A 19,637-nucleotide genomic window follows, 5' to 3' on the forward strand; every position below is an offset into this window, starting at 1 on the left:
AATAGCTGTCTATGGATTTTTATTTCAGAAAATAAGAAAATTAATATGAAAAAGACACTAACTTCTGCATGTCTCATTTTATCTTCATTGTTTAGTATTCCTTGTTTTGCTAAAAATAATGATGGTAACTGGATTGAAAATTATTTAGATCCAAATAATGGCAGTGAACTATCACGATTTACGGATTATGAAAATAATACGCGATGGTATTATAATTTAAGGCTTCAAGGTACAACGAATATGGGAAATAGTAGTGATAATAGATCCAGTTCGTTAGAAGCAAGCCTAAGGCTCAGAGGAAAAACGATGTTTACCGATGACTTAGGTTTTACTGGTGATTTTTGGTTAAAAGCGAAGGAGATTTATAGTACTTTTGATGGAGAAAGAACCAATAGCTACGATGATCTTGATGAAAGTGCGACATGGGAAAATTTAATCATTGGTATTGAATCTGATAAATATGGTGCGTTGGTCTATGCTAAGCATACGGCGACATGGGCTGTATTTTCTGCCGACATTGGTATGCTTGGTCAAAATAATATACAAGCGGATGCCGGTGGTAAAAATGCAGGGAAAATTATATATAAGAATAATTTTGATAATAACCTATTTATTCATGCGAGTTACGATTATAATTCAAAAATTTCTGGTTTAGATATTGGTTATCAAACAGAAAATATTTATCCTTTCATTGCAGATGCTTACGGAATTTATTTTTCTATTCATAATGGACAGCCTTTCTTAAATACAGGATATAATAGTTCAATTATTGGTAACGTTGATATCAATAGTGACATTAAATCAGATACTGCGCTCAATAGACATAGTGATGACTTATTGACCTATTCTTTGAGTGGTTACAAACAATTTGGCTTTAATGGTCGTTTGGGTACCGTTATTTCTTATTCAGAACGAGAACACGGAGAAACGAAAGCGGAGGTTAGAGAAAGGGGCTATACGACAGGTGGTTTGGGCTTTTCTGCTTCGGCCACTTATCAATATTTTCCTGAGGGGCTTAAGGGGTGGGGGCCTGTTGTGACCGTCTCTCATGATGAATTCACAGATAAGTTTGTCCCTCAAATTCAATATTGGTTTGAACCACAAGTTCGTCTGTGGGTTGGACATGTACTAACTTCTCATGGGGAAAATACCACACAAGCTGAATTCCAGGTTGATTTTTAAGGATTTAATATTAAAAGCTTTTTAAATTGGTGTTTACACTCTATTCTTTTTGATTCTTGATCACAAAGTGAGTAAATAATATTACTGCTTAGTATCTGGGATAAATCGTTAAAATGACATTCGTTGAATATTATGACGCAGTGAGTTTGGTCAGAAATAGTGATAGTCTTTATTATTTTTTAGTTGATTAGTCCTAGTAATCGGGAGGCTGCCTTTAGCCTGTCTTTCATGCACAAATCCCTCGATGAAAATCTGGGGGATTTTTTAATTTAGCTGATAAATCTCGAACTGATCTATTTTGATATAACTACAAGGTCAGTTACGATGTTTTCAACAAGTTTAAAACAATGGGCATCAGAAATATTTTCTGGGCCTACATCAATTTGGAGACCATTTAAGGGAAGCAAGTTTGATGCTGGGTTATTTGCTTCTCCGCACCTAGCTAATTGTCGAGATTATTTCATGTAATCATCAGGGGATTCCTCAGTACTTTACCTAAACACTTAATCAACACGCTACTGGTGAACGCTTACAGCTCAACGGCTTGTCTATAAATCGTTTATTTACCCGTTTCGTTAGCTTAATTACTAATTCATAGGCGATGGTGCCAATATGATTGGCGACATGCTCTATTGGCAAATTTTCGCCCCAAAATTCTGCATTATCGCCGATATTATCTTGTAACTCTGGACCGAGATCAACCGTGATCATGTCCATAGACACGCGTCCGACAATTGGCACAAAACGGCCATTAATATAAACCGGTGTTCCTGTGGGCGCGGAGCAAGGGTAACCATCTCCGTAACCCATGGCTATCACTCCTATATGCGTATCTCGTGGTGATGTCCAAGATTGATTGTAGCCAACCGGATGTTGGCTCTTGTGTTCGCGAATAGCGATAAGCTTAGAGCATAGCGTCATGACACAGCGTAAGCCGTGATCTTGACCGGTATCATTTTGATTTGGGCTAATACCGTAAAGCGCAATACCACTACGCATATAGTCAAGGTGGGACTGTGGCCAGTAAAGAATACCTGCGGAGTTAGCAATACTTTTTGCCCCTGCATAATGGGCCGTTTGTGCTAAAAATAGTTCAACTTGCACTGAAGTTTCTGGTAAGGTGAGGTTATCTGCACAACTCAAGTGGCTAATAAATCTGACAGGGCCGCTCAGTTTTTGAGTGGCTTCGAGCTGCGTTATGTAATCGTGCAGTTCACAGGGATGAATACCAAGGCGGTGCATCCCCGTATCCAGTTTTAACCAAACGTTCAAAGGGGCTGATATATGGGTTGATTGAAGATGTGCTAGCTGCTCTTTACAATGAATCACCGTATCCAATTCTAGTGCCGATGCTTGCTGTAAATCTGTTGGGCAGAAGCAGCCTTCGAGCAACAGTATAGGGTGAGCAATTCCTTTTTTTCTCAATTCAAGAGCTTCTTCTATACGAGAAACAGCAAACATATCTGCTTGGGGTAGAGCTTGCGCTGTTTTAAGAGCATCGTGCCCATAGGCATCTCCCTTAAGTACGGCGATGATGGGTTTATTTCCGCATTTTTGCTTAAGCTGCTCATAGTTGTGACGAAGAGCAGCCAAATTGATAACGGCTTCTGCTGTGATCATACATCATTCCTAATTATTTTTTTGCGTACGCCTCCTACTTTAGTTAGAAGGCGTTGATATGATTAATATTCAGCTTTGGCCGGATCTTGTACTGTCTGGCGAGCAAAATAGTGCTTGGTTGCTTGGTAAACGACTGGGCTTAATACACCAAGAGCGATCAAGTTTGGAATGGCCATCATGGCGTTTAACGTGTCACTTAATAGCCAAATCAAGTTGAGTTCCATTATGGCCCCAACGGGAATCACCAAGACGAAAATCACACGAAAGGGGATTATGGCTTTGGTGCCAAAGAGGTAACTGATACAGCGTTCGCCATATATAGACCAGCCAACAATGGTGGTAAAGGCGAAAATAGCTAAACTAATAGTAACTAAATAGCGACCAAACCCAGGAATTACTTGATCAAATGCGGCTGACGTGAGCTCAGCTCCTGTCATTCCCGAGGTCCATTCTCCAGAGATAATAATGACAAAGCCAGTGATGGAGCAGATTATGATCGTATCAATAAACGTTCCCAGCATCGCAATTAAACCTTGCCGTACTGGGTCATCGGTTTGTGCACTGGCATGAGCAATGGGGGCTGAACCTAAGCCTGCTTCATTAGAAAAAATACCTCGTGCGACACCAAAACGAATCGCCATCCATATCGTCGCTCCCGCAAATCCACCTTGAGCAGAAGTTGGAGTGAAGGCTTGTTCTAGCACGAGGGCAACTACGCCTCCGATTTTATCGATATTAAGCAGTAAAATAATTAAGCCGCAAGCAACGTAAGCCATTCCCATTAATGGCACAAGGGCACCGGCAAAAGCCCCGATGCGCTTAATTCCCCCTAAAAGGACGGCTCCTGAAAGTATCATGACAACGAGCCCAACAATCAAAGGAGAAAAGTCAAAGGTTGAGTGCATGACCTGAGCAATCGAGTTAATTTGAACGCCATTACCAATCCCAAAACAGGCAAAGGTACCAAATAAAGCAAATGCGGTTCCGAGCCAAGCCCACTTCTTACCCATCCCATTTTTGATGTAGTACATGGGGCCGCCAACATGGTTCCCATTGCTGTCGGTTTCTCGGTATTTAACGGCTAATACGGCTTCAGAATACTTGGTGGCCATACCCAGTAACGCAGTCATCCACATCCAAAATAGTGCTCCGGGCCCTCCAATAAAAAGGGCAGTAGCAACACCTGCAATATTACCGGTTCCAATCGTGGCTGAGAGGGCGGTCATTAATGCTTGAAAGGGGGGGATTTCACCGTCCTGATTCTGAGCATTTTTTCTGCCTTTCCATAATAGTTTAAAGGCGCGACCAATATTAAAAAAGGGCATGAATTTCAAGCCAATATTTAGATAAATACCAATACCTAATATAATAACGAGCATGGGGAGGCCCCATACAACGCCATTGACTTGGCTAATGAGTTGTTGAATCAGTTCCATCTGTTTTCACCATAAAAAGTTAATTAAATAAGTTATTGCTCACCTTTAGACTGACTAAGCAATTTGCAGACCAGTACGGCGCTTAATCAATTTTTTTCTCGCTGATGAATCCTCTTTATACGTTAAATTTCCATACAAAATAGGTGGATAATCTATCCATGTTTATTTAATGGAGCGGTGCTTTTATAATGTTCTTATTATTTATTTATTTTTGAACGATAATGTTGTTATGGAGTGAGTGGTGTATTGACGGGTTGATGTGAGGATGGAATTTGTTTCTATAAGTTATGGGCTAATAATGCACAACCATGCACTAGAATTAGTCAGAAGTGCACCAAAATGGTTATTTTTAGCCTGTTATTCATCTTTTTATGAAGATGAAAATGAAGAGAGTGATAAATGTAATCAGGGAATGAGAGGGTTATCACGATTTATTAAAATTTATAGAATGAAATATTATTGGTTTAAATCACTGGTTTTATTTTCAGGAGGACTGTTTACATAAAACTCTAGGGGAATAGAATGAAATTGTATTATTAGTATTTATGTTTTCAATTTGGAGTTTTGTGTTGATATCGTGTTTATTGTTGGTGTTTAATGAATTTTAGGGTTTTTCGTATTGATTTCTCTTTGTGAGTAATTATTCTGTATTTTTGAGTTTTTATTCTTTATTTTGCATTTTTAATGCATTTCTTCTTGATTTTTCTTTACGGATTTTCATTTTTGTCACAAATTTTGCACTGTAATGTTTAGTGAGGGATGAAATTAATCACTATTCTAATTTAATGACTCTTTGTGGAGAAAATCGAGATGGAACTTAAACAACCTTATTTACTCTTTTTAGGTGATGCTGCCGATGCGCTGGCCGCGAAAGTGGCGCAAGGAATTAAAACCTGGCGTCCAGAGTATTGTATTGGTCAATATCGTTTGGCGGGATGCAATGCTGATGTCGGTTTAGAAGAGATGGATATTACGCAAGCCGTTAATCGAGGTGCAAAAACTTTGATTATTGGTGTGGCTAACCGAGGGGGGCTGATTTCTCAAGAGTGGATCTCGGTGTTGTTGACGGCTATCGAAGCTGGAATGGATATCGCGGCGGGATTGCATAACAAATTGGCGGATATTCCTGAATTGGTAAGTGCGGCTGAGAAAAAAGGCACTCGGTTATCGGATGTGCGTTATCCGACTCAGGTTTACCCCGTTGCAAATGGTAAAAAACGTCAAGGTAAGCGCGTGTTGACGGTGGGAACCGATTGCTCTGTGGGTAAAATGTATACGGCTTTAGCGTTAGAAAAAGAGATGAAAGCTCGTGGTATGGAGGCGGATTTTCGTGCGACGGGGCAAACGGGCATTCTTATTACCGGTGGGGGTGTGAGTGTGGACTGCGTGGTCGCCGATTTTATTGCAGGTGCTATTGAGACCATTACGCCGGAGTCGACAGAAGAGCATTGGGATGTGGTTGAAGGTCAAGGATCTATCTTCCACGCCTCTTATGCTGGCGTGACAACCGGCCTTATTCATGGTTCACAACCCGATGCCTTAGTGCTTTGCCATGAGCCAACCCGTACGCATATGCGAGGCCTTCCTGAGTATCTTCTTCCTGATCTAAAACAATGTATGGAAGCGAATTTAGCCACCGCTCGTGTGACAAATCCGGCGGTAAAATTTGTGGGGGTTTCTATTAATACATCAGCAATGCAAGAAGAGGAAGCCTTGGCCTATATGGACAAAGTGGAATCGGAGCTTGGGCTACCGGTTGTGGATCCTTTTCGTCAAGGAGTCGCTCGGGTTGTTGATAAGTTAGCGGAGGTCTAATGGAGGTTTATCTGCATACCCACAGTTGGCCGATCCAAGGCAGTTTTACCATTGCCCGTGGCAGTAAAACCTGCGTCAATACGATAATGGTTGAAATGAAAAGTCAAGGAGGAGTGGGGCGTGGTGAATGCGTTCCCTATGGTCGGTATGGTGAATCTATAGAGAGCGTATTAGCGCAAATCGCGTCGGTAATTCCAGAGATAAAAGCAGGGTTAACACGGGGTCAGTTGCAGGAGAGGCTGCCCTCGGGGGCCGCGCGTAACGCGATTGACTGTGCGATGTGGGACTTAGAGTGTAAGTTATCGAATCGGTCGATTTGGGATATAACGGGTATTCAAGCGAGTCCATTAACAACCGCTTATACCTTGTCGCTTGATACACCGTTAAACATGGAACAGGCAGCGAAAGATAATGCACATCGCCCCCTGTTAAAATTGAAACTGGGTGGTCCGGAAGATCTTGCCCGAGTGCAAGCCGTTCGCCGTGGAGCGCCGAGTGCGAGGATCGTGCTTGATGCTAACGAAGCTTGGACGTCTGACATTTATTTAGCCTTGATCCCTGAGTTGGAAACATTGGGGGTTGCGATGATTGAGCAGCCGTTTCCTGCTCATCAAGATCAAATACTTGCGCATTTACCACGTCCTATTCCTCTCTGTGCGGATGAATCTTGTCATGATCGAGCGAGTTTACCCGACATTATCGGACGGTACGACATGATCAATATTAAGACGGATAAAACAGGTGGATTAACCGAAGCGCAGGCTTTAAAAGCGGAAGCAAGCGCCGCCGGTTTAAGTGTCATGATTGGCTGTATGCTTTCCTCTTCATTGAGTATGGCCCCTGCATTTGTTGTGGCGCAAGGGGTGGATATGGTGGATTTAGATGGGCCTCTGCTGCTGGCTCAAGATATTGAATCTGGTTTTGAATTTGAGCGCAATGTGATGTTGCCTTTCAAGTCTGAATTATGGGGTTAAAGGAAAAGTGATGGAACGGATAGTTTATTTAAATGGTGAGTACGTGAAAGAGTCGGCGGCAACCATTTCAGTGTTTGATCGCGGCTTTTTATTTGCAGATGCCGTCTATGAAGTCACCGCGGTGTTAAAGGGAAAATTGATCGATCACTCTGGGCACTTAGCCAGACTCGAACGTTCTGCCAGAGAGCTTGGGATAAGGCTGCCAGTGACAGGAGACGAGTTAACGAAAATTCAGCGTACACTGATTGAAAAAAATGGCTTGGTCGAAGGGGGCGTTTATCTTCAGTTAACGCGTGGCTCAGAAGGTGATCGAGATTTCTCTTATAGTGAAGAGATTCAGCCGACTCTTGTGTTATTCACACAAGCACGCCAGTTGATTGAAAGTCCGAAAGTTAAAACGGGTATTGAAGTGATTTCTATCGACGATATCCGCTGGCGTCGTCGTGACATTAAAACCACCAGTTTACTCCCCGCTTGCATGGCAAAGCATGCTGCACATTTGGCAGGTGCTGAAGATGTATGGATGATCGAAGAGGGGTTTGTGACCGAAGGGGGATCGAGTAACGCTTACATTGTTACTAAAGAAGGAACCTTGGTCACGCGTCCTCTGAGTCATAATATTCTTCATGGAATAACACGAGCTTCACTCATGGCTCTCGTCAAAGAATATTCGATGTTGGTTGAAGAACGGTTTTTCACTATCGAAGAAGCGTATGCCGCCCAAGAAGCTTTTATCAGTTCGGCTACCACGTTCATTTGGCCCGTGGTAGCGATTGATGGTAAGCCAATTGGTGAGGGTAAACCCGGTGAGATTTCACTGATATTACGCGACATCTATATCAAGACTGCTCTTGAGTTCGCTCAATAAATTTATGAGCTATGCTCTTTCGTGATTTCACCCAGCTTTGCGCTGGGTGCGTTGCGTCGAGTTTAATATTGGCATGGCGAAGCTGAATCAAGGTTTGTTTCCCAACATGGATTTCTTCAATTATTTCAGATCAGCAACAGTTAAATAAACTGGCCGAAATGCTATTGTTTGTCATTAGATTTATAGCCTTTTCTACACATTGACCAAAGCGCATAGTAGGCTATCCAATTGGAACAACTCATCAGGAATTAGCAGAGCTAACTTGCTGTCAGATGTGGTGAAAAACACGGTGATGATTGCCAAAACAGTCGAGAAAATCCGCTGAGCTGTAGTGTGAATCGCATGTAGAAACTGACTTAGCACTACGTTTAGTGGTCAGTCAGATTCAAAATAGAAGCGAATAAAAAGGCACAATACACCAATGAAATCCTGATCATCATTGAGAAAAATTGCCATGGTTAAACAGCTTCGCGATTACATTCATGCTTGCTTGTTAACTTAATTCTTATTCGCTATCAGCTGGCGGATCTCATTCAGTCCACCTGCATTATGGATACGAGTAAAACCTTGTTTAATCAATTGTTGTTTGGCGATATTAGAACGGTTGCCTGTTCGGCAATAGAGTACGATTGGTTGATCTTTGGTAAATTGTATTCGGCCAGAACTAATAATTTCATTTAGTGGGATATTCAGCGCTGACTCTAGATGTTCTTGTTTAAATTCCTGCTCGGTGCGAACATCAATCAATACAGCACCTTCGGTAATCATCGACCAAGCTATTTCCGCGCGAGGTGAGGAAAATGCTGTTGTTGGCAGCAAGATTAAGCTTAAGGTAGGGCCAATCCAAGCCAATAAATAATTTCGCATGTTTATCCTTAATCGTTAGCAATCCATAAAGAAAAATAAATAAAATGGGGTTGATATGATATATTCTAGTTGAAGTTACTGTATGGAACCCTTTAGTTCTGATTGATTTTATATTAGTGATGGTGGGTTTCAATAATACAGAATTGATTTTCACTGATGGTTGTATTTTTTACCGTTAATCAACAATCCGTTAATTAGTTTAGTTTATTTTATTCTCACCGCCAGAACTTGACTCAATTGTAAGGTCATGAAAATGTTATTTAAACTCAAGGGAAGAGAAAGTGCCAAAGAACTTAAATAGCGCCTCAAGCTCTTCAAAATTATCGTTATTTCGAGAGACTTTTTGTACAAGAAACAGCAGTAATTCGACAAACAAGAAGCCGATCGTGCGGCTGTGAAAGATGGAGTCAACATCACTAGGCAAAACAAACTGTACGTTACTGTAGATACCATAAGGATTTGAGTATGTGTTAGTTACCATGGCGACGAAGGCGTGTTTGCTATTGAAATATTTAGTGATATCCAAGACAACTGGATTGAATCGGTAATAAGAAAAAGCCACTAAGACATCATTGTCGCTAATGCCCAGCATTGCCTTGGGTAATTCACTTTTGTCTAAAGGTAACAAAACCACATTAGAGCGGCTGTATTTAAGCAAGGTTGAAAAATGCAAAGCTAAAGAATGTGAGGAAGCGGGGCCAACCACATAAATTATACGCTTTTTATCAGCAATTTTTTGTGAAAGCTTATCGAGATCCTCGATATTCAATTCCTGATAGAACTGATCAATAAGTTGGGTGATATTACCAATATAGCGTTGAGCTTCTGTCTCGACATCAATTTCTTGATTGAAAAGCTTCGATTTATTAGCCTCGATTGGAGCAATCATATTATGGGTTATCAGCTCTTTTTTGAGTGCATTCTTAAATGCTGCATAACCAGTAAAGCCCAGCTTATTTAAATACCGTCCTATGGTTGCTTTGCTGACTTGTGCTTTTTGAGCCAGATCGATGATGCCATAGTAAGAAAGTTCTTCAAAATGGCCAACGATAAAAGCGTGTAAATTGGCTTCTGACTCTGTTAGGACTTGAACCTGCTCTGCTAGCAGTTTGTAGGTGTTTAAATTGAGGTTATCTCTCATATACGCCGTTAAGGATGTTCACTATTGAAAAAGAAGCTTATCACAAGAATGGGTTCTGTTTGATTTTTCTGTTTTGAAATTTGAGCCTAGTAAAAGAAGTGGGCTTAACTTTTTAGGTCAGAAGAGTTAAGCCTCATATTGTCTAGTGATTCATTTGATAGTCTTGGACGACATCCCAAGCAACCGTTTGTAGCTTCTGTGCTGTTTCTGTTGGCATATCCGTGTCAGTTGGAGCTGCACCGCCAACGGGAGATTGATTGTACAAGGTGGCAAAAAATACGCATGCCGCTAAGTAAGTTCCCGCGAGCGATGGATGTTTACCATCACTATGATAAAGGACGATCTCAGGATGGCGCTTCATGCTTTGCTCAAAGGCTAAACCCACCGGCGCAACATATCCGCCGGTTTTTTTTGCGATATCTTGATAAGCCTTGGCAAGTGCGTGTGTTTGCTCAGGGTGTGATTCTTGAGCCCACGTCATGAAATAAACTACTTTAGAACCAGCATCATGCGCGATGTTCGCCATGGTTTTTGCCGATTGCTCAAAGTATTCTCGTGAAGAGGCTTTTTTAGTAATAGGCTCCATTGAATTACCTTGAAATATGACCACGTCCCACTGTTTTAACGTATTTTGAAAACGAAGGTTTTGCTCATGCCAACCTAAGCGGCCACTTGAAATTGTGATACCTCGATAACTGTAGCCTTTTGCATTATTGGGTAACAAAGACCGCGTTAAATCACGTAGTCGAGTATTTAAGTTATTGTTGTAGTGGGTATAGGAGTTTCCGTATATCGCAATGACTTTGTTATCACCGTCCATTTTTGCTGTTGGTGATGGTGCGATAAGTGTATCGGCATGAGCAGCAAAGCTACTTATTGCTAATGCCGTACTGAGTAGAGTGGTTTTAAATAGTTTGTTCATCACAAGTCCTTAGAAGTCGTAACGCAATCCAAGCGTGATTGAATCGTCATCACTGTCTTTATTTTTAGAGGCAAGTTCTCGGTCATAGGTTAAAGATAGGTAAGTGCGTCGGGCAAGAGTCCATTGACCTTCAATACGCCAATCTTCTTTTTCATAAACGTCTTGGTCTTTTTCATCCAAGAAGCTGTATCCGGCAAGAACGGTGAAGCGATCCCATTTGTAAGAAATGATTGAATCCATACCAAAGTATTTGTCGTGATTACCGCTATTTTGCTTGATGTCAACATAGTCAGCCGTTACACCAAATTTGAAATCATTCCATCCTAGTTCGATACCGGCCATGATTTGATCGTGCTGCTTGCGTGATGTTCCAGTCGCTTCATCCTTGCGCTTATACCGACTAACGGCAAGAGCAGGGGACAGTTTGAAACCATTGCCTTTATAGTTCATTCGATAACTCGCCATTATCCCGTTATCAAGGCGATCATTCTCGCCATTTCCCATCACATAAGCGACTTGAACTTCATGAATGCCAAAGTAGCCGTTGTATTGTAAAGTTGCGTCTTGGCGGTTGTACTTGTAAGAAGTATCAATGGACGAGATACCATAGTTGTAGATACCGGGAGTGTAGTTTTTGTATTTATCGGTCATCTTCATCACTTGATACATTGGGTTTTTAGTTCGGCCAAAGATCACCATGCCCCAATCGTCATTTTCGATGCCTAGATAATTGTAACGAGCCTCTAAATCTTCCCCCTCATCAAGGCGAGTATCATTCGTTTCTGTACGAATTTGCCATTCAAATTTACCGATGACACGGCTATTTTCAATTGCACTTAGCTCTCGACTCATAGCAAAACCAAGGCGACCACTCATTCTTCCTGATCTATCATCTTCACCAGCGAAACTTCCGTCCCCCTGAGCGATTTGGCCTTCTAATCGACCATAGATATCTAGTGTATTGGTTTCATCATCATAAACAGTTTGTGCCTGAGCGAACGACGCGAGGCAGAGGGTAGGTAAAAGGGTTAAGAGAAGTTTATTTCTAATCATTATGCTCATTCCATGCTTGTTATTGGAAACCGTTGCATCGTAATGAGTGGTTCTGTGAAAAAATAGGGGAATTACCGCTTCCCTGCTTAAATATTGATAGATCTCTTATTTCCATTTGATTTTGTTATGTGAGTCATTCGTTTGGTGTATTTCCTGCTGATAAATACGCGAAAAGCTAAGGTGAGAGGGCGAATGATTTGGTGAGATTGTGAGCTAGTTAAAATGATGGCTACAATTTGTTGACCAGATGCGTGTGTGATGAGAAATGAAAATTCCCACTGCTTTACGTGATGTTAAGTATGTAAGATAAAAATAGAAAAATTAATATAATTCATAGTGTTATTAGATTATTTAAGGGTGGGAATCATGGGAAACTCAACTTCTCATGACAGGCTAATCAATACGATTAAAGCAACATTATACAATGAGTCTTTATTTAAATTGTGATCGAGGTTGCCTAAAGAATGGCGATATAACGGTGAATGATGATAGTCATTTGAACAAGCAATGATTTAACGAGTTATCGAGAAGGAGAGTTTTAATTGCTTCACATTTTTTCTAGAGAAAGAGCACTTCCCATGTTGCTTTTCACACCTAAGAAACAAGATAGCGGTGACTTAATACTTAAATAAAGGTGAATCATATGGTTGCTCTGCTCGCTCTGCCGGTTGTTTTTGGGGCAGGATTTCTAATCATCAAGAAGTACAATACACAAGCGGTATTATTTGGTTCTGGTATTTTAATGATGCTGATTGGGGTCACTGCTGGTGGGCCTGAGTTCTTACCCAAAGGGGTGAACTCTTCAGGTGCTACTGTGGTTGATTTCTTTTTGGTCATCAAATCGATTTCTTCTTCAACACTGGCCAAGCTTGGTTTAATTATCATGGCGGTTGGTGGTTTCTCAAAATATATGGGGTACATCGGTGCAGCCAATGCGCTGGTTAAAGTGACGACTAAACCACTCTCTGCAATTAACAACCCATACATCATTCTCGCTCTTGCTTACATTTTGGGGCAGTTTTTGAATGTCTTTATTCCAAGTGCTGTTGGTCTGGCGATGTTGTTATTGGTTGCCCTATATCCAGTCTTGGTGGGAATTGGCTGTACCCCAGCATCAGTAGCCGCTGTGCTTGCAACAACCGCTTGTTTGGATTTGGGGCCTGCTTCTGGAGCCTCAAATAAAGCGGCGGAAGTCATTGGTATTGATGCCGCTTCTTACTTTGTAGAGCATCAACTGTTTGTCGGGGTGTGTACGGCACTTGTGATTGCGGTTCTACATTTTGTTTGTCAAAAATGGTTTGATAAGCGTGACGAAGTCAATGGCGTTTCATACGAACTGCAAGCAAAAGAAGACTCGTCTCGCGAGGCTCCAATATGGTTTGCTGTATTGCCTGTTCTCCCTCTTGTACTGCTTTTGACCTTCAGTAAGTTCGCGATCACCTCTATCAAGATTGATGTTGTCACAGCCATGTTTATCAGCCTGACGTTTGCGATGCTGTGCGATTACCTTTATTCAAAAGATGGCAAGGCAGTTGCGGCTTCACTTAAAGTTTACTTACAAGGCATGGGCGATGTATTTGCCGGTGTTGTATCACTCATTATCGCTGCGCAAACTTTCGTCGTGGGCCTTAAAGCCATTGGCTTTATTTCTGGCATGCTGGGTGTTGCTACGCATCTTGGCTTTGGTTACACCATGATGGTTATCATGTTAGTCGCTATCATCGGTGTGACAGCATTGATGTCGGGTTCTGGTAATGCGGCTTTCTTCAGCTTTTCCAACTTAGCACCAGATGTGGCGGCCCACGTTGGTGTTTCAACAGCGGCTCTTGCATTACCTATGCAGCTTTCCGCTGGGATCTTCCGCTCATTTTCACCCGTTTCAGGAGTTGTGATTGCTTGTGCAGGAGTTGCTGGTATTCCTCCCATTGAACTGGTCAAACGAACTGCCATTCCAATGCTTGGCGGTTTAGTGAGCGTGTTAGCCATCACTTTTATTGGAGCATAAGGCATCATTTATGCAAGGTTCAAACATATCTGTATTTGATTCAATCCTTTATTCTCCGCTGTTTACTCAAAAGCAGATGAAACAAGTTTGGTCGGATGAAAATTTAATCCGAACTTGGCTGACTTTTGAAAGCAACATTGCAGAGGTACAAGCTGAGTTGGGAATAATTCCCCACTCTGCCGCAAGCGCTATCAAACAGGTGTGCGATATTCGCCACTTAGATTGGGAGCGTTTAGCACAAGACACACTTACCGTAGGCATGGCTATCAAACCGCTGGTCGATCAGCTTTCAGAACAAGGAAATGATGAAGTAAAACAATATCTGCACTGGGGGTGTACCACCCAAGACTTGCTCGATACCAGTCTTGCGATGCGCTTAAAGCAGACGCTGCACATCGTTCGTCAACAACTGGTTGCGTTAGGGGGGCAGCTTGAGTTGATGGCATTAAAACATAAAGGTACGGTGATGGTCGCAAGAACCAACGCAATGGATGCTTTGCCGACCACATGGGGGCTTCAAGTCAGTGGTTATCTTCAAGAGATCACTCGGCATCTGACACGCCTTGATGAGCTATATCCTCGTGTGACGACCGGTCTTTATGGTGGTGCCGTTGGTAATTTGTCTTCAATCGGTTCCCACGGGTTAGCGGTTCGACAGCGACTATTTGCCAAGCTCGAATTGACTGAACCGAAAGGATTGGGCAATGCCAGCTTAGACAATATTGTCGAGTTAATTCAGTTCTTTGCTTTAATTCACGGTACCTTATGTCGCATCGCGAATGATACGGAACTCATGGGACGAGCAGCTCTTGGTGAGGTGTGCGAAGGTGAATCGGGTGGGGGGTCAAGTACCATGCCCCATAAAGCCAATCCAAGAGCCGCCAATATGATCCAGACCTTATCTCGAATGGGGTGGATGTATGCCAGTGGCGCGCCCAATCTGATGGATCAACAAGATGTTCGTGCAGCGTCAATGCGCGTGTTGAATTGGAGCTTAGTCCCTGAGGCATCATTGGCCGTTTCCACGGCGCTCGAGCGTGCGGAGCGACTCATTGCGAAGCTGATCGTCCATCAAGACAAAATGCGCAGCAATTTTTCGGCGTCTCGGCATTTCATTATGTCAGAGGCGGTAATGATGAAAGCAGCAGAAAAAGTGGGGCGCAGTATCGGTTACAACAGCATCAAAAAGGCCATTGCTCAAGCCCCAAAACAAGGCGATTTAGCGCAAATATTGAAACAAAACCCAGAGGTATTAGCGATATTAACGGACCAAGAAATTGATGCGGCTTGCGATCCTCAACACTATCTCGGCTGTAATGATGCGTTGATTGATGAAACGATAGAGCTCTATCGAAAGGTGGCTTACTAATGTCGAAGAAAATGTTTATCCGCCAAGCAGGGAATACCTTGTTAAATACCCCGCTATTAAATAAAGGTAGTGCTTTCACATTGGAAGAGCGTAAAAACTTCAATTTGATTGGATTATTACCAGCTACTATTGAAACCATTGATGAGCAAGTGAGTCGCGCTTATGAGCAGTTCTCCTTGTTCAACTCCGCAATAGAAAAGCACATCTACTTACGCAATATTCAAGATACCAATGAAACGCTTTACTTCCGGTTGATCAACCAACACATCGAAGAGATGATGCCGATCATCTATACACCAACGGTGGGAGAAGCGTGCCAGAAATTTTCGCAAATCTACCGTCGCAATCGAGGGCTATTTTTAAGTTTTGAAGATCAAGACGAGTTAGAAGCGATACTCAACAACGCACCCAATCCTCATGTCAAAGTCATTGTGATTACCGATGGCGAACGGATTCTCGGTTTAGGTGCTCTCATTTTAAATAACCTTTAAATACAAGGAGTTACAATAGGCGCTTTTTAACAAGATAAAAATGTGATTGTTAACCTAACTAACGGTTGTCACTTATTTTTATTGATTTATTCTATGTTCACTGCCGCACAGGCAGCTTAGTAAAAGAGTGCCACCGATCATGCAAAACTGATCCATTTGGTATCATTCCTTTGTTTTTTATCCGAATAAATTGGAACCATGTTTTATCTTAAGGGCAATGGTTTACTAATTGTGTGATAAAACACCAAAATGTTTTGACCTTGGTCACAATTTGGTGCAAAGTTACTCTTGTTTTACATTGAGATGAGAGTAAAGGGTATGAATACTGCAGCAATGAGCAATCAAAGCCACCAGATAGCACGGAAACCTTCTTTTTTTAATGAAGTCTTTTTCTTTGCTAAAGCTAGTGTTGTTATGACTGCTATCGTGTTACTTGTGGCGTCTGCTTGGGTTTAATATTAATGGGCTTCGGTCTATCGCGACTATCGACTACTTGCTTTACTGATATAATCGATATGCCCAAACAACTTGGCGTTGCAGGTAGGCGGTAAATGAGTGAATTACCATGAGCATAGACAAGCGATATGCTCGGAGAAACGCGCCCCTGCAGCGTGAAGTCGGAAGGATATCGATAGGTTTATGGTGGCTTAAGATTCCCCCTGTTTCTTTAAGCTCGACCAATATAAAATAGTCATGATTAGATAGGCTATAACGGGCGTAATATAGCTAGTGCTTAACGAAAAAATGTCAATCAAGCTTGCCTGTAAGAAGGGTAATATCACACCTCCGATTGAACACATAATCAAGATAGCGGCACCTTGTGAACTATATTTACCTGATGCATGTAGCGCTTGTGCGTATATGATAGGGTAAAGAGTGGCATTGCATAGTCCTACCAATAACAATAGAAAACCTACCCATTTTGCTTGTGCAAACAACGCAATAACACTAATCAGTACAGCGATAAGACATGCAAGCGTGAAAAGGACATGTCGGTTAATTAAATAGCCGAATTTCGCAAATAGCAAACGGCCTACAAACATACAGATCCAATAAGCACTAATAAATTGTGTCGCTTTAATCAGGCCCAAACCTCCGTAGTATTCGTCGGCGAGGTAGATGATGGTAAAAGTGCCAAAGCTGACTTCGACACCAATATAAAATAATAGCACCGCCGCGAGCGTCATAAACTCTCGGTTGCGTACTAAACATGCAAGGCCTTGCCAAAAGCCGGAGAGCTGTTTAGGTTTGATGTCAGGCAAATCAATGTTATTGAAAAGTACCAGTAGCCCGGCAAAAAAGCCTGCAATAAGCAAAAACAGGGTGGAAACATGAAGTGAAGTTTGTTGGATTCCGATGGCCGTTGCTGCAACCATCACTCCAGTTAGTAGTAGTGGGCCAAGAACGGTTCCAACGGAATTTGCCGCCGTCGCAATACTTTGCCTAATGACACTTTTATCTGGTGTAGATAGTAGCGATACGTAAGGTGAGCTGACTACTTGAATGGCTGAGATTCCAGATGCCATCAGTAAGATTCCCAATAAGGTTGGGTACAGCGACTCTGTTCTGACAAGATAAGCCATGACCAAGCAGCCCGCAAAGCACCAGCAAAGACAATATTTCATGGTGGTTCGATAACCGAACTTCGCCATAACGAAAGAAGTAGGGAGCGAAACGGTTACTCGTGTAATAAAAAAAGCCATTGGAAATAGCATGGACATTTTATAATCGAGTAAAAAGGCATCTTTATAGTAAGGAATAAGGGAGTTGCTTGAAACCGTAATCACCCCCCAAATAAAAAAGATCAGTGACAGCAAGACAAGCGGAGCATCTTTTAAATGAAGAGGTAGCATTGTCTCTCCTTTACTTATAAAAAAGCAGAAGATAGCCTTCTGCTTTTTTTGGCTTTATTTAAGAAAACCTAGTCACGTACAAAGTTGATGTGGTGAACATGAATATTGTATTTTTCTACAATAATTTCGGTTGCGAGCATGCTACTTATTCGAGCATCTGAATCTAAAGCTTGGCGCATTGAAGCTTCGTCTTCGTACTTGTGTTGCATCATAAGCAGTAAGTTCTTATGACTGTTTGCTTCAATGGCTTTGGGTTTGTTAAGCACGACCCCTAGATTATTTGGAAAAGTACGAATGATTGGAGCCACTTCCTTCTCCATATATTGGTAGAAGTCTTGTTTTTGTTCTTCGGTTAAATCTGCTTCAAAGAACGCGGTGCGAATAATAGTCATCAATGTGTCCTTATAACTCAAAACCAGATTGGTTGGCGATAGATTTGAGTGTTGCTTTCGCTTGAGTGATATCTTCGAACCAGTTGTCGTTTTGTGCCCACATTTCGATAACAAGAGGTGCACGGTAGTCGATATCGGCTAATGTTTTGAAAATGGCAGCGAAGTCTACTTGGCCTTCGCCAATAACTAAATCTCGGAACTGACCATCGCTGGTTTCTGAAACGCGTAGTGTGTCTTTTAAATGGACTTGTACAAGATGATCGCGACTTAATTTCAGCTCAGTGCACACATCGTAATTCCAACCGGAGATGTTGCCTACATCTGGGTAAGCCATAAAATAAGGTGATGGAATTTCTCGCTTAAGGACTTCAAATTTACTTAACGAGTTGAGGTATGGGGTATCCATTATCTCCACGCCGAGCATGATACCGGCTCTTTCCGCTAGCTTGGTTGCTTGTTTCATTCCTTCAATAAAGCGGTGATGGGTTTCTTCTGATTGCGGTTCGTAATAAACGTCATAGCCGGCCATCTGAATACAGCGGATACCTAGTTTGTATGCCAAAGTAATCGCTTTTTCCATGATACGCTGGGACTCAGCACGAATATTCTCATCCATTGAACCAAATGGAAACTTTCGGTGTGCACTTAAGCACATCGATTGCAATGGCATTTGGTATTTTTCGCATAAGCGTCGAAGTTGGTATATCTCTTCATCTGACCAATCAAGACGGGCGCGACGCTTATCGGTTTCATCCACTGAAATTTCGATAAAATCAAATCCCGCCTCTTTCGCTTTAATTAATCGATCTTGCCAAGAAAGATCGTCTGGTAGCGCCTTTTCGTAAATACCTAATCTAAATTTGTTGTGAGAGTTGAACATGCTTTGTCCTTAAAAAAGTTGTTTCTCTATACGCGTGGTGATGTCTTGAATCTTACTTGCGATTTTTTCATACCCTAGAGCTTTCATTTTGGGTGTTAATGAAGAAACGCTGACCGCATATACAGGAGTATTGTTTTTGTCAAAAATAGGGACGGCAACACAAGAAATACCAGCTTCGTTTTCTTCATCATCCAGGGCGTAACCGCGCGCTTTAATTTTCTCTAACGCGCTAAAAAACTGAGATTTATCGAGTATGGTATTCTCAGTTAACGGTTTTATGGTGCTGACATTACGTTGCCAATAAGTTTCTCGCACCGCATCAGTACTAAATGCTAGGTAACATTTCCCTGCGGCTGAACAGTACATGGGAGAATGCAACCCCACATAGGTTCGGGTTCGAAAGGCGGCGTTGACGGGTTCGAGTTTGTCCCTAAAGATGATATTGTCGGCATCAAATGACAGAAAATTCACGGTTTCATTGACATCATCAAGTAGCTCTAAAAGGAAGGGTTTTACGCTACCGGTGACATCTGAGTTGATCGCGGCATGACCAAGCTGTACTAACTTCATCGTGAGGCGATATTCTTTGCCAGAACCTATTTGAGCAACGTATCCTGAATCTTCAAACGTTGCCAATATGCGGTGAACGGAAGACTTATTAAAGCCAGTGCCTTCTGACACTTTTTGTAGAGCAACACCATTGGGGTATTTCCCTAAAAATTCCAGAACACTCAATGCCTTAGACAACGACTTAATTTGCTCACTCATA

The 19,637-nt window shown here is 42.0% G+C and carries 17 protein-coding genes and 2 pseudogenes; 8 read left to right on the plus strand and 11 right to left on the minus strand.

The genetic code is table 11. The features are described from left to right. Nucleotides 1-1,182: hypothetical protein (locus tag CAG57_RS00080; RefSeq protein ID WP_237666054.1), on the plus strand; the 1,182-nt coding region annotated here is incomplete at its 5' end. A 507-nt stretch (nucleotides 1,183-1,689) separates the two neighbouring features. On the opposite strand, the gene alr is transcribed toward CAG57_RS00080, so the two are convergent. After that, on the minus strand, nucleotides 1,690-2,802 hold the full coding sequence (gene alr, locus CAG57_RS00085) for an alanine racemase (protein WP_099612216.1): 1,113 nt from the start codon (nucleotides 2,800-2,802) through the stop codon (nucleotides 1,690-1,692). A gap of 62 nt (nucleotides 2,803-2,864) precedes the next feature. Continuing rightward, nucleotides 2,865-4,238 carry an alanine/glycine:cation symporter family protein gene (locus tag CAG57_RS00090; RefSeq protein ID WP_099612217.1) on the minus strand — a complete coding sequence of 458 codons (1,374 nt, stop codon included), beginning with the start codon at nucleotides 4,236-4,238 and terminating at the stop codon, nucleotides 2,865-2,867. A gap of 810 nt (nucleotides 4,239-5,048) precedes the next feature. Between CAG57_RS00090 and dgcN the strand changes: the two genes are divergently transcribed. From dgcN to CAG57_RS00105, 3 genes are read left to right on the plus strand one after another with little or no spacing between them, the layout of a single operon-like run. Continuing rightward, on the plus strand, nucleotides 5,049-6,053 hold the full coding sequence (gene dgcN, locus CAG57_RS00095) for an N-acetyltransferase DgcN (RefSeq protein ID WP_161427243.1): 1,005 nt from the start codon (nucleotides 5,049-5,051) through the stop codon (nucleotides 6,051-6,053). Beyond that, nucleotides 6,053-7,027 carry an N-acetyl-D-Glu racemase DgcA gene (dgcA, locus tag CAG57_RS00100; RefSeq protein WP_099612219.1) on the plus strand — a complete coding sequence of 325 codons (975 nt, stop codon included), beginning with the start codon at nucleotides 6,053-6,055 and terminating at the stop codon, nucleotides 7,025-7,027. Before dgcN ends, dgcA begins: the two co-directional genes overlap by 1 nt. A gap of 10 nt (nucleotides 7,028-7,037) precedes the next feature. Beyond that, nucleotides 7,038-7,895, plus strand: a complete 858-nt coding sequence (locus CAG57_RS00105; protein WP_099612220.1) for a D-amino-acid transaminase — start codon at nucleotides 7,038-7,040, stop codon at nucleotides 7,893-7,895. Nucleotides 7,896-8,123: 228 nt separating this feature from the next. Here CAG57_RS00105 and CAG57_RS16080 read toward each other — a convergent pair. The 5 genes and pseudogenes from CAG57_RS16080 to CAG57_RS00130 form a co-directional block, all read right to left on the minus strand. After that, nucleotides 8,124-8,370: pseudogene (locus CAG57_RS16080) on the minus strand (Na+/H+ antiporter NhaC family protein); the annotation flags it as partial. A gap of 23 nt (nucleotides 8,371-8,393) precedes the next feature. Beyond that, on the minus strand, nucleotides 8,394-8,762 hold the full coding sequence (locus CAG57_RS00115) for a rhodanese-like domain-containing protein (protein ID WP_161427244.1): 369 nt from the start codon (nucleotides 8,760-8,762) through the stop codon (nucleotides 8,394-8,396). A gap of 256 nt (nucleotides 8,763-9,018) precedes the next feature. Further along, on the minus strand, nucleotides 9,019-9,903 hold the full coding sequence (locus CAG57_RS00120) for a MurR/RpiR family transcriptional regulator (RefSeq protein ID WP_099612222.1): 885 nt from the start codon (nucleotides 9,901-9,903) through the stop codon (nucleotides 9,019-9,021). Between the two features lie 142 nt (nucleotides 9,904-10,045). Beyond that, nucleotides 10,046-10,825, minus strand: coding sequence for a DUF4886 domain-containing protein (locus tag CAG57_RS00125; protein ID WP_161426938.1), 780 nt, complete (start codon nucleotides 10,823-10,825; stop codon nucleotides 10,046-10,048). A gap of 9 nt (nucleotides 10,826-10,834) precedes the next feature. After that, nucleotides 10,835-11,878, minus strand: coding sequence for a porin (locus CAG57_RS00130; RefSeq protein WP_099612224.1), 1,044 nt, complete (start codon nucleotides 11,876-11,878; stop codon nucleotides 10,835-10,837). A 643-nt stretch (nucleotides 11,879-12,521) separates the two neighbouring features. On the opposite strand from CAG57_RS00130, the gene dcuC reads away from it, so the two are divergent. From dcuC to CAG57_RS16000, 4 genes and pseudogenes are all read left to right on the plus strand, one after another. Continuing rightward, the gene (gene dcuC / locus CAG57_RS00135; RefSeq protein WP_161427865.1) at nucleotides 12,522-13,883 is read left to right on the plus strand and encodes a C4-dicarboxylate transporter DcuC; all 1,362 of its coding nucleotides are present in this window, start codon (nucleotides 12,522-12,524) and stop codon (nucleotides 13,881-13,883) included. Nucleotides 13,884-13,893: 10 nt separating this feature from the next. Next, entirely contained in the window at nucleotides 13,894-15,252 is a 1,359-nt protein-coding gene (locus tag CAG57_RS00140) for a class-II fumarase/aspartase family protein (protein ID WP_161427864.1), read from the plus strand. After that, nucleotides 15,252-15,719, plus strand: a pseudogene (locus CAG57_RS00145) (NAD-dependent malic enzyme); the annotation flags it as partial. The gene CAG57_RS00140 and the pseudogene CAG57_RS00145, both read left to right, overlap by 1 nt. Before the next feature lie 342 nt (nucleotides 15,720-16,061). Further along, nucleotides 16,062-16,199, plus strand: a complete 138-nt coding sequence (locus CAG57_RS16000; protein WP_202597918.1) for a hypothetical protein — start codon at nucleotides 16,062-16,064, stop codon at nucleotides 16,197-16,199. A 191-nt stretch (nucleotides 16,200-16,390) separates the two neighbouring features. On the opposite strand, the gene CAG57_RS00150 is transcribed toward CAG57_RS16000, so the two are convergent. The 4 genes from CAG57_RS00150 to CAG57_RS00165 all read right to left on the minus strand — a co-directional run bounded on the left by CAG57_RS00150 (nucleotide 16,391) and on the right by CAG57_RS00165 (nucleotide 19,636). After that, nucleotides 16,391-17,596: an MFS transporter gene (locus CAG57_RS00150; protein WP_161428126.1), complete on the minus strand. Its 1,206-nt coding sequence runs from the start codon at nucleotides 17,594-17,596 to the stop codon at nucleotides 16,391-16,393. Between the two features lie 68 nt (nucleotides 17,597-17,664). After that, nucleotides 17,665-17,988 carry a hypothetical protein gene (locus tag CAG57_RS00155; protein ID WP_161428127.1) on the minus strand — a complete coding sequence of 108 codons (324 nt, stop codon included), beginning with the start codon at nucleotides 17,986-17,988 and terminating at the stop codon, nucleotides 17,665-17,667. 10 nt (nucleotides 17,989-17,998) lie between these two features. Beyond that, nucleotides 17,999-18,868: an L-ribulose-5-phosphate 3-epimerase gene (locus CAG57_RS00160; RefSeq protein WP_161428128.1), complete on the minus strand. Its 870-nt coding sequence runs from the start codon at nucleotides 18,866-18,868 to the stop codon at nucleotides 17,999-18,001. 9 nt (nucleotides 18,869-18,877) lie between these two features. Then, a complete protein-coding gene (locus tag CAG57_RS00165; protein ID WP_099612230.1) occupies nucleotides 18,878-19,636 on the minus strand; it encodes an IclR family transcriptional regulator in 759 nt (252 codons plus the stop codon). Nucleotide 19,637 lies beyond the last annotated feature (1 nt).

The organism is Vibrio sp. V30_P3S12P165, assembly GCF_009904905.1.
In the GTDB taxonomy this organism is placed as follows: Bacteria; Pseudomonadota; Gammaproteobacteria; order Enterobacterales; family Vibrionaceae; genus Vibrio; species Vibrio fujianensis.

What these genes read in the sequence shown, in the direction of transcription:
- alr (WP_099612216.1), bottom strand. Translation starts at nt 2,802, where the DNA reads ATGATCACAGCAGAAGCCGTTATCAATTTGGCTGCTCTTCGTCACAAC.
- CAG57_RS00090 (WP_099612217.1), bottom strand. Translation starts at nt 4,238, where the DNA reads ATGGAACTGATTCAACAACTCATTAGCCAAGTCAATGGCGTTGTATGG.
- dgcN (WP_161427243.1), top strand. Translation starts at nt 5,049, where the DNA reads ATGGAACTTAAACAACCTTATTTACTCTTTTTAGGTGATGCTGCCGAT.
- dgcA (WP_099612219.1), top strand. Translation starts at nt 6,053, where the DNA reads ATGGAGGTTTATCTGCATACCCACAGTTGGCCGATCCAAGGCAGTTTT.
- CAG57_RS00105 (WP_099612220.1), top strand. Translation starts at nt 7,038, where the DNA reads ATGGAACGGATAGTTTATTTAAATGGTGAGTACGTGAAAGAGTCGGCG.
- CAG57_RS00115 (WP_161427244.1), bottom strand. Translation starts at nt 8,762, where the DNA reads ATGCGAAATTATTTATTGGCTTGGATTGGCCCTACCTTAAGCTTAATC.
- CAG57_RS00120 (WP_099612222.1), bottom strand. Translation starts at nt 9,903, where the DNA reads ATGAGAGATAACCTCAATTTAAACACCTACAAACTGCTAGCAGAGCAG.
- CAG57_RS00125 (WP_161426938.1), bottom strand. Translation starts at nt 10,825, where the DNA reads ATGAACAAACTATTTAAAACCACTCTACTCAGTACGGCATTAGCAATA.
- CAG57_RS00130 (WP_099612224.1), bottom strand. Translation starts at nt 11,878, where the DNA reads ATGATTAGAAATAAACTTCTCTTAACCCTTTTACCTACCCTCTGCCTC.
- dcuC (WP_161427865.1), top strand. Translation starts at nt 12,522, where the DNA reads ATGGTTGCTCTGCTCGCTCTGCCGGTTGTTTTTGGGGCAGGATTTCTA.
- CAG57_RS00140 (WP_161427864.1), top strand. Translation starts at nt 13,894, where the DNA reads ATGCAAGGTTCAAACATATCTGTATTTGATTCAATCCTTTATTCTCCG.
- CAG57_RS16000 (WP_202597918.1), top strand. Translation starts at nt 16,062, where the DNA reads ATGAATACTGCAGCAATGAGCAATCAAAGCCACCAGATAGCACGGAAA.
- CAG57_RS00150 (WP_161428126.1), bottom strand. Translation starts at nt 17,596, where the DNA reads ATGCTACCTCTTCATTTAAAAGATGCTCCGCTTGTCTTGCTGTCACTG.
- CAG57_RS00155 (WP_161428127.1), bottom strand. Translation starts at nt 17,988, where the DNA reads ATGACTATTATTCGCACCGCGTTCTTTGAAGCAGATTTAACCGAAGAA.
- CAG57_RS00160 (WP_161428128.1), bottom strand. Translation starts at nt 18,868, where the DNA reads ATGTTCAACTCTCACAACAAATTTAGATTAGGTATTTACGAAAAGGCG.
- CAG57_RS00165 (WP_099612230.1), bottom strand. Translation starts at nt 19,636, where the DNA reads ATGAGTGAGCAAATTAAGTCGTTGTCTAAGGCATTGAGTGTTCTGGAA.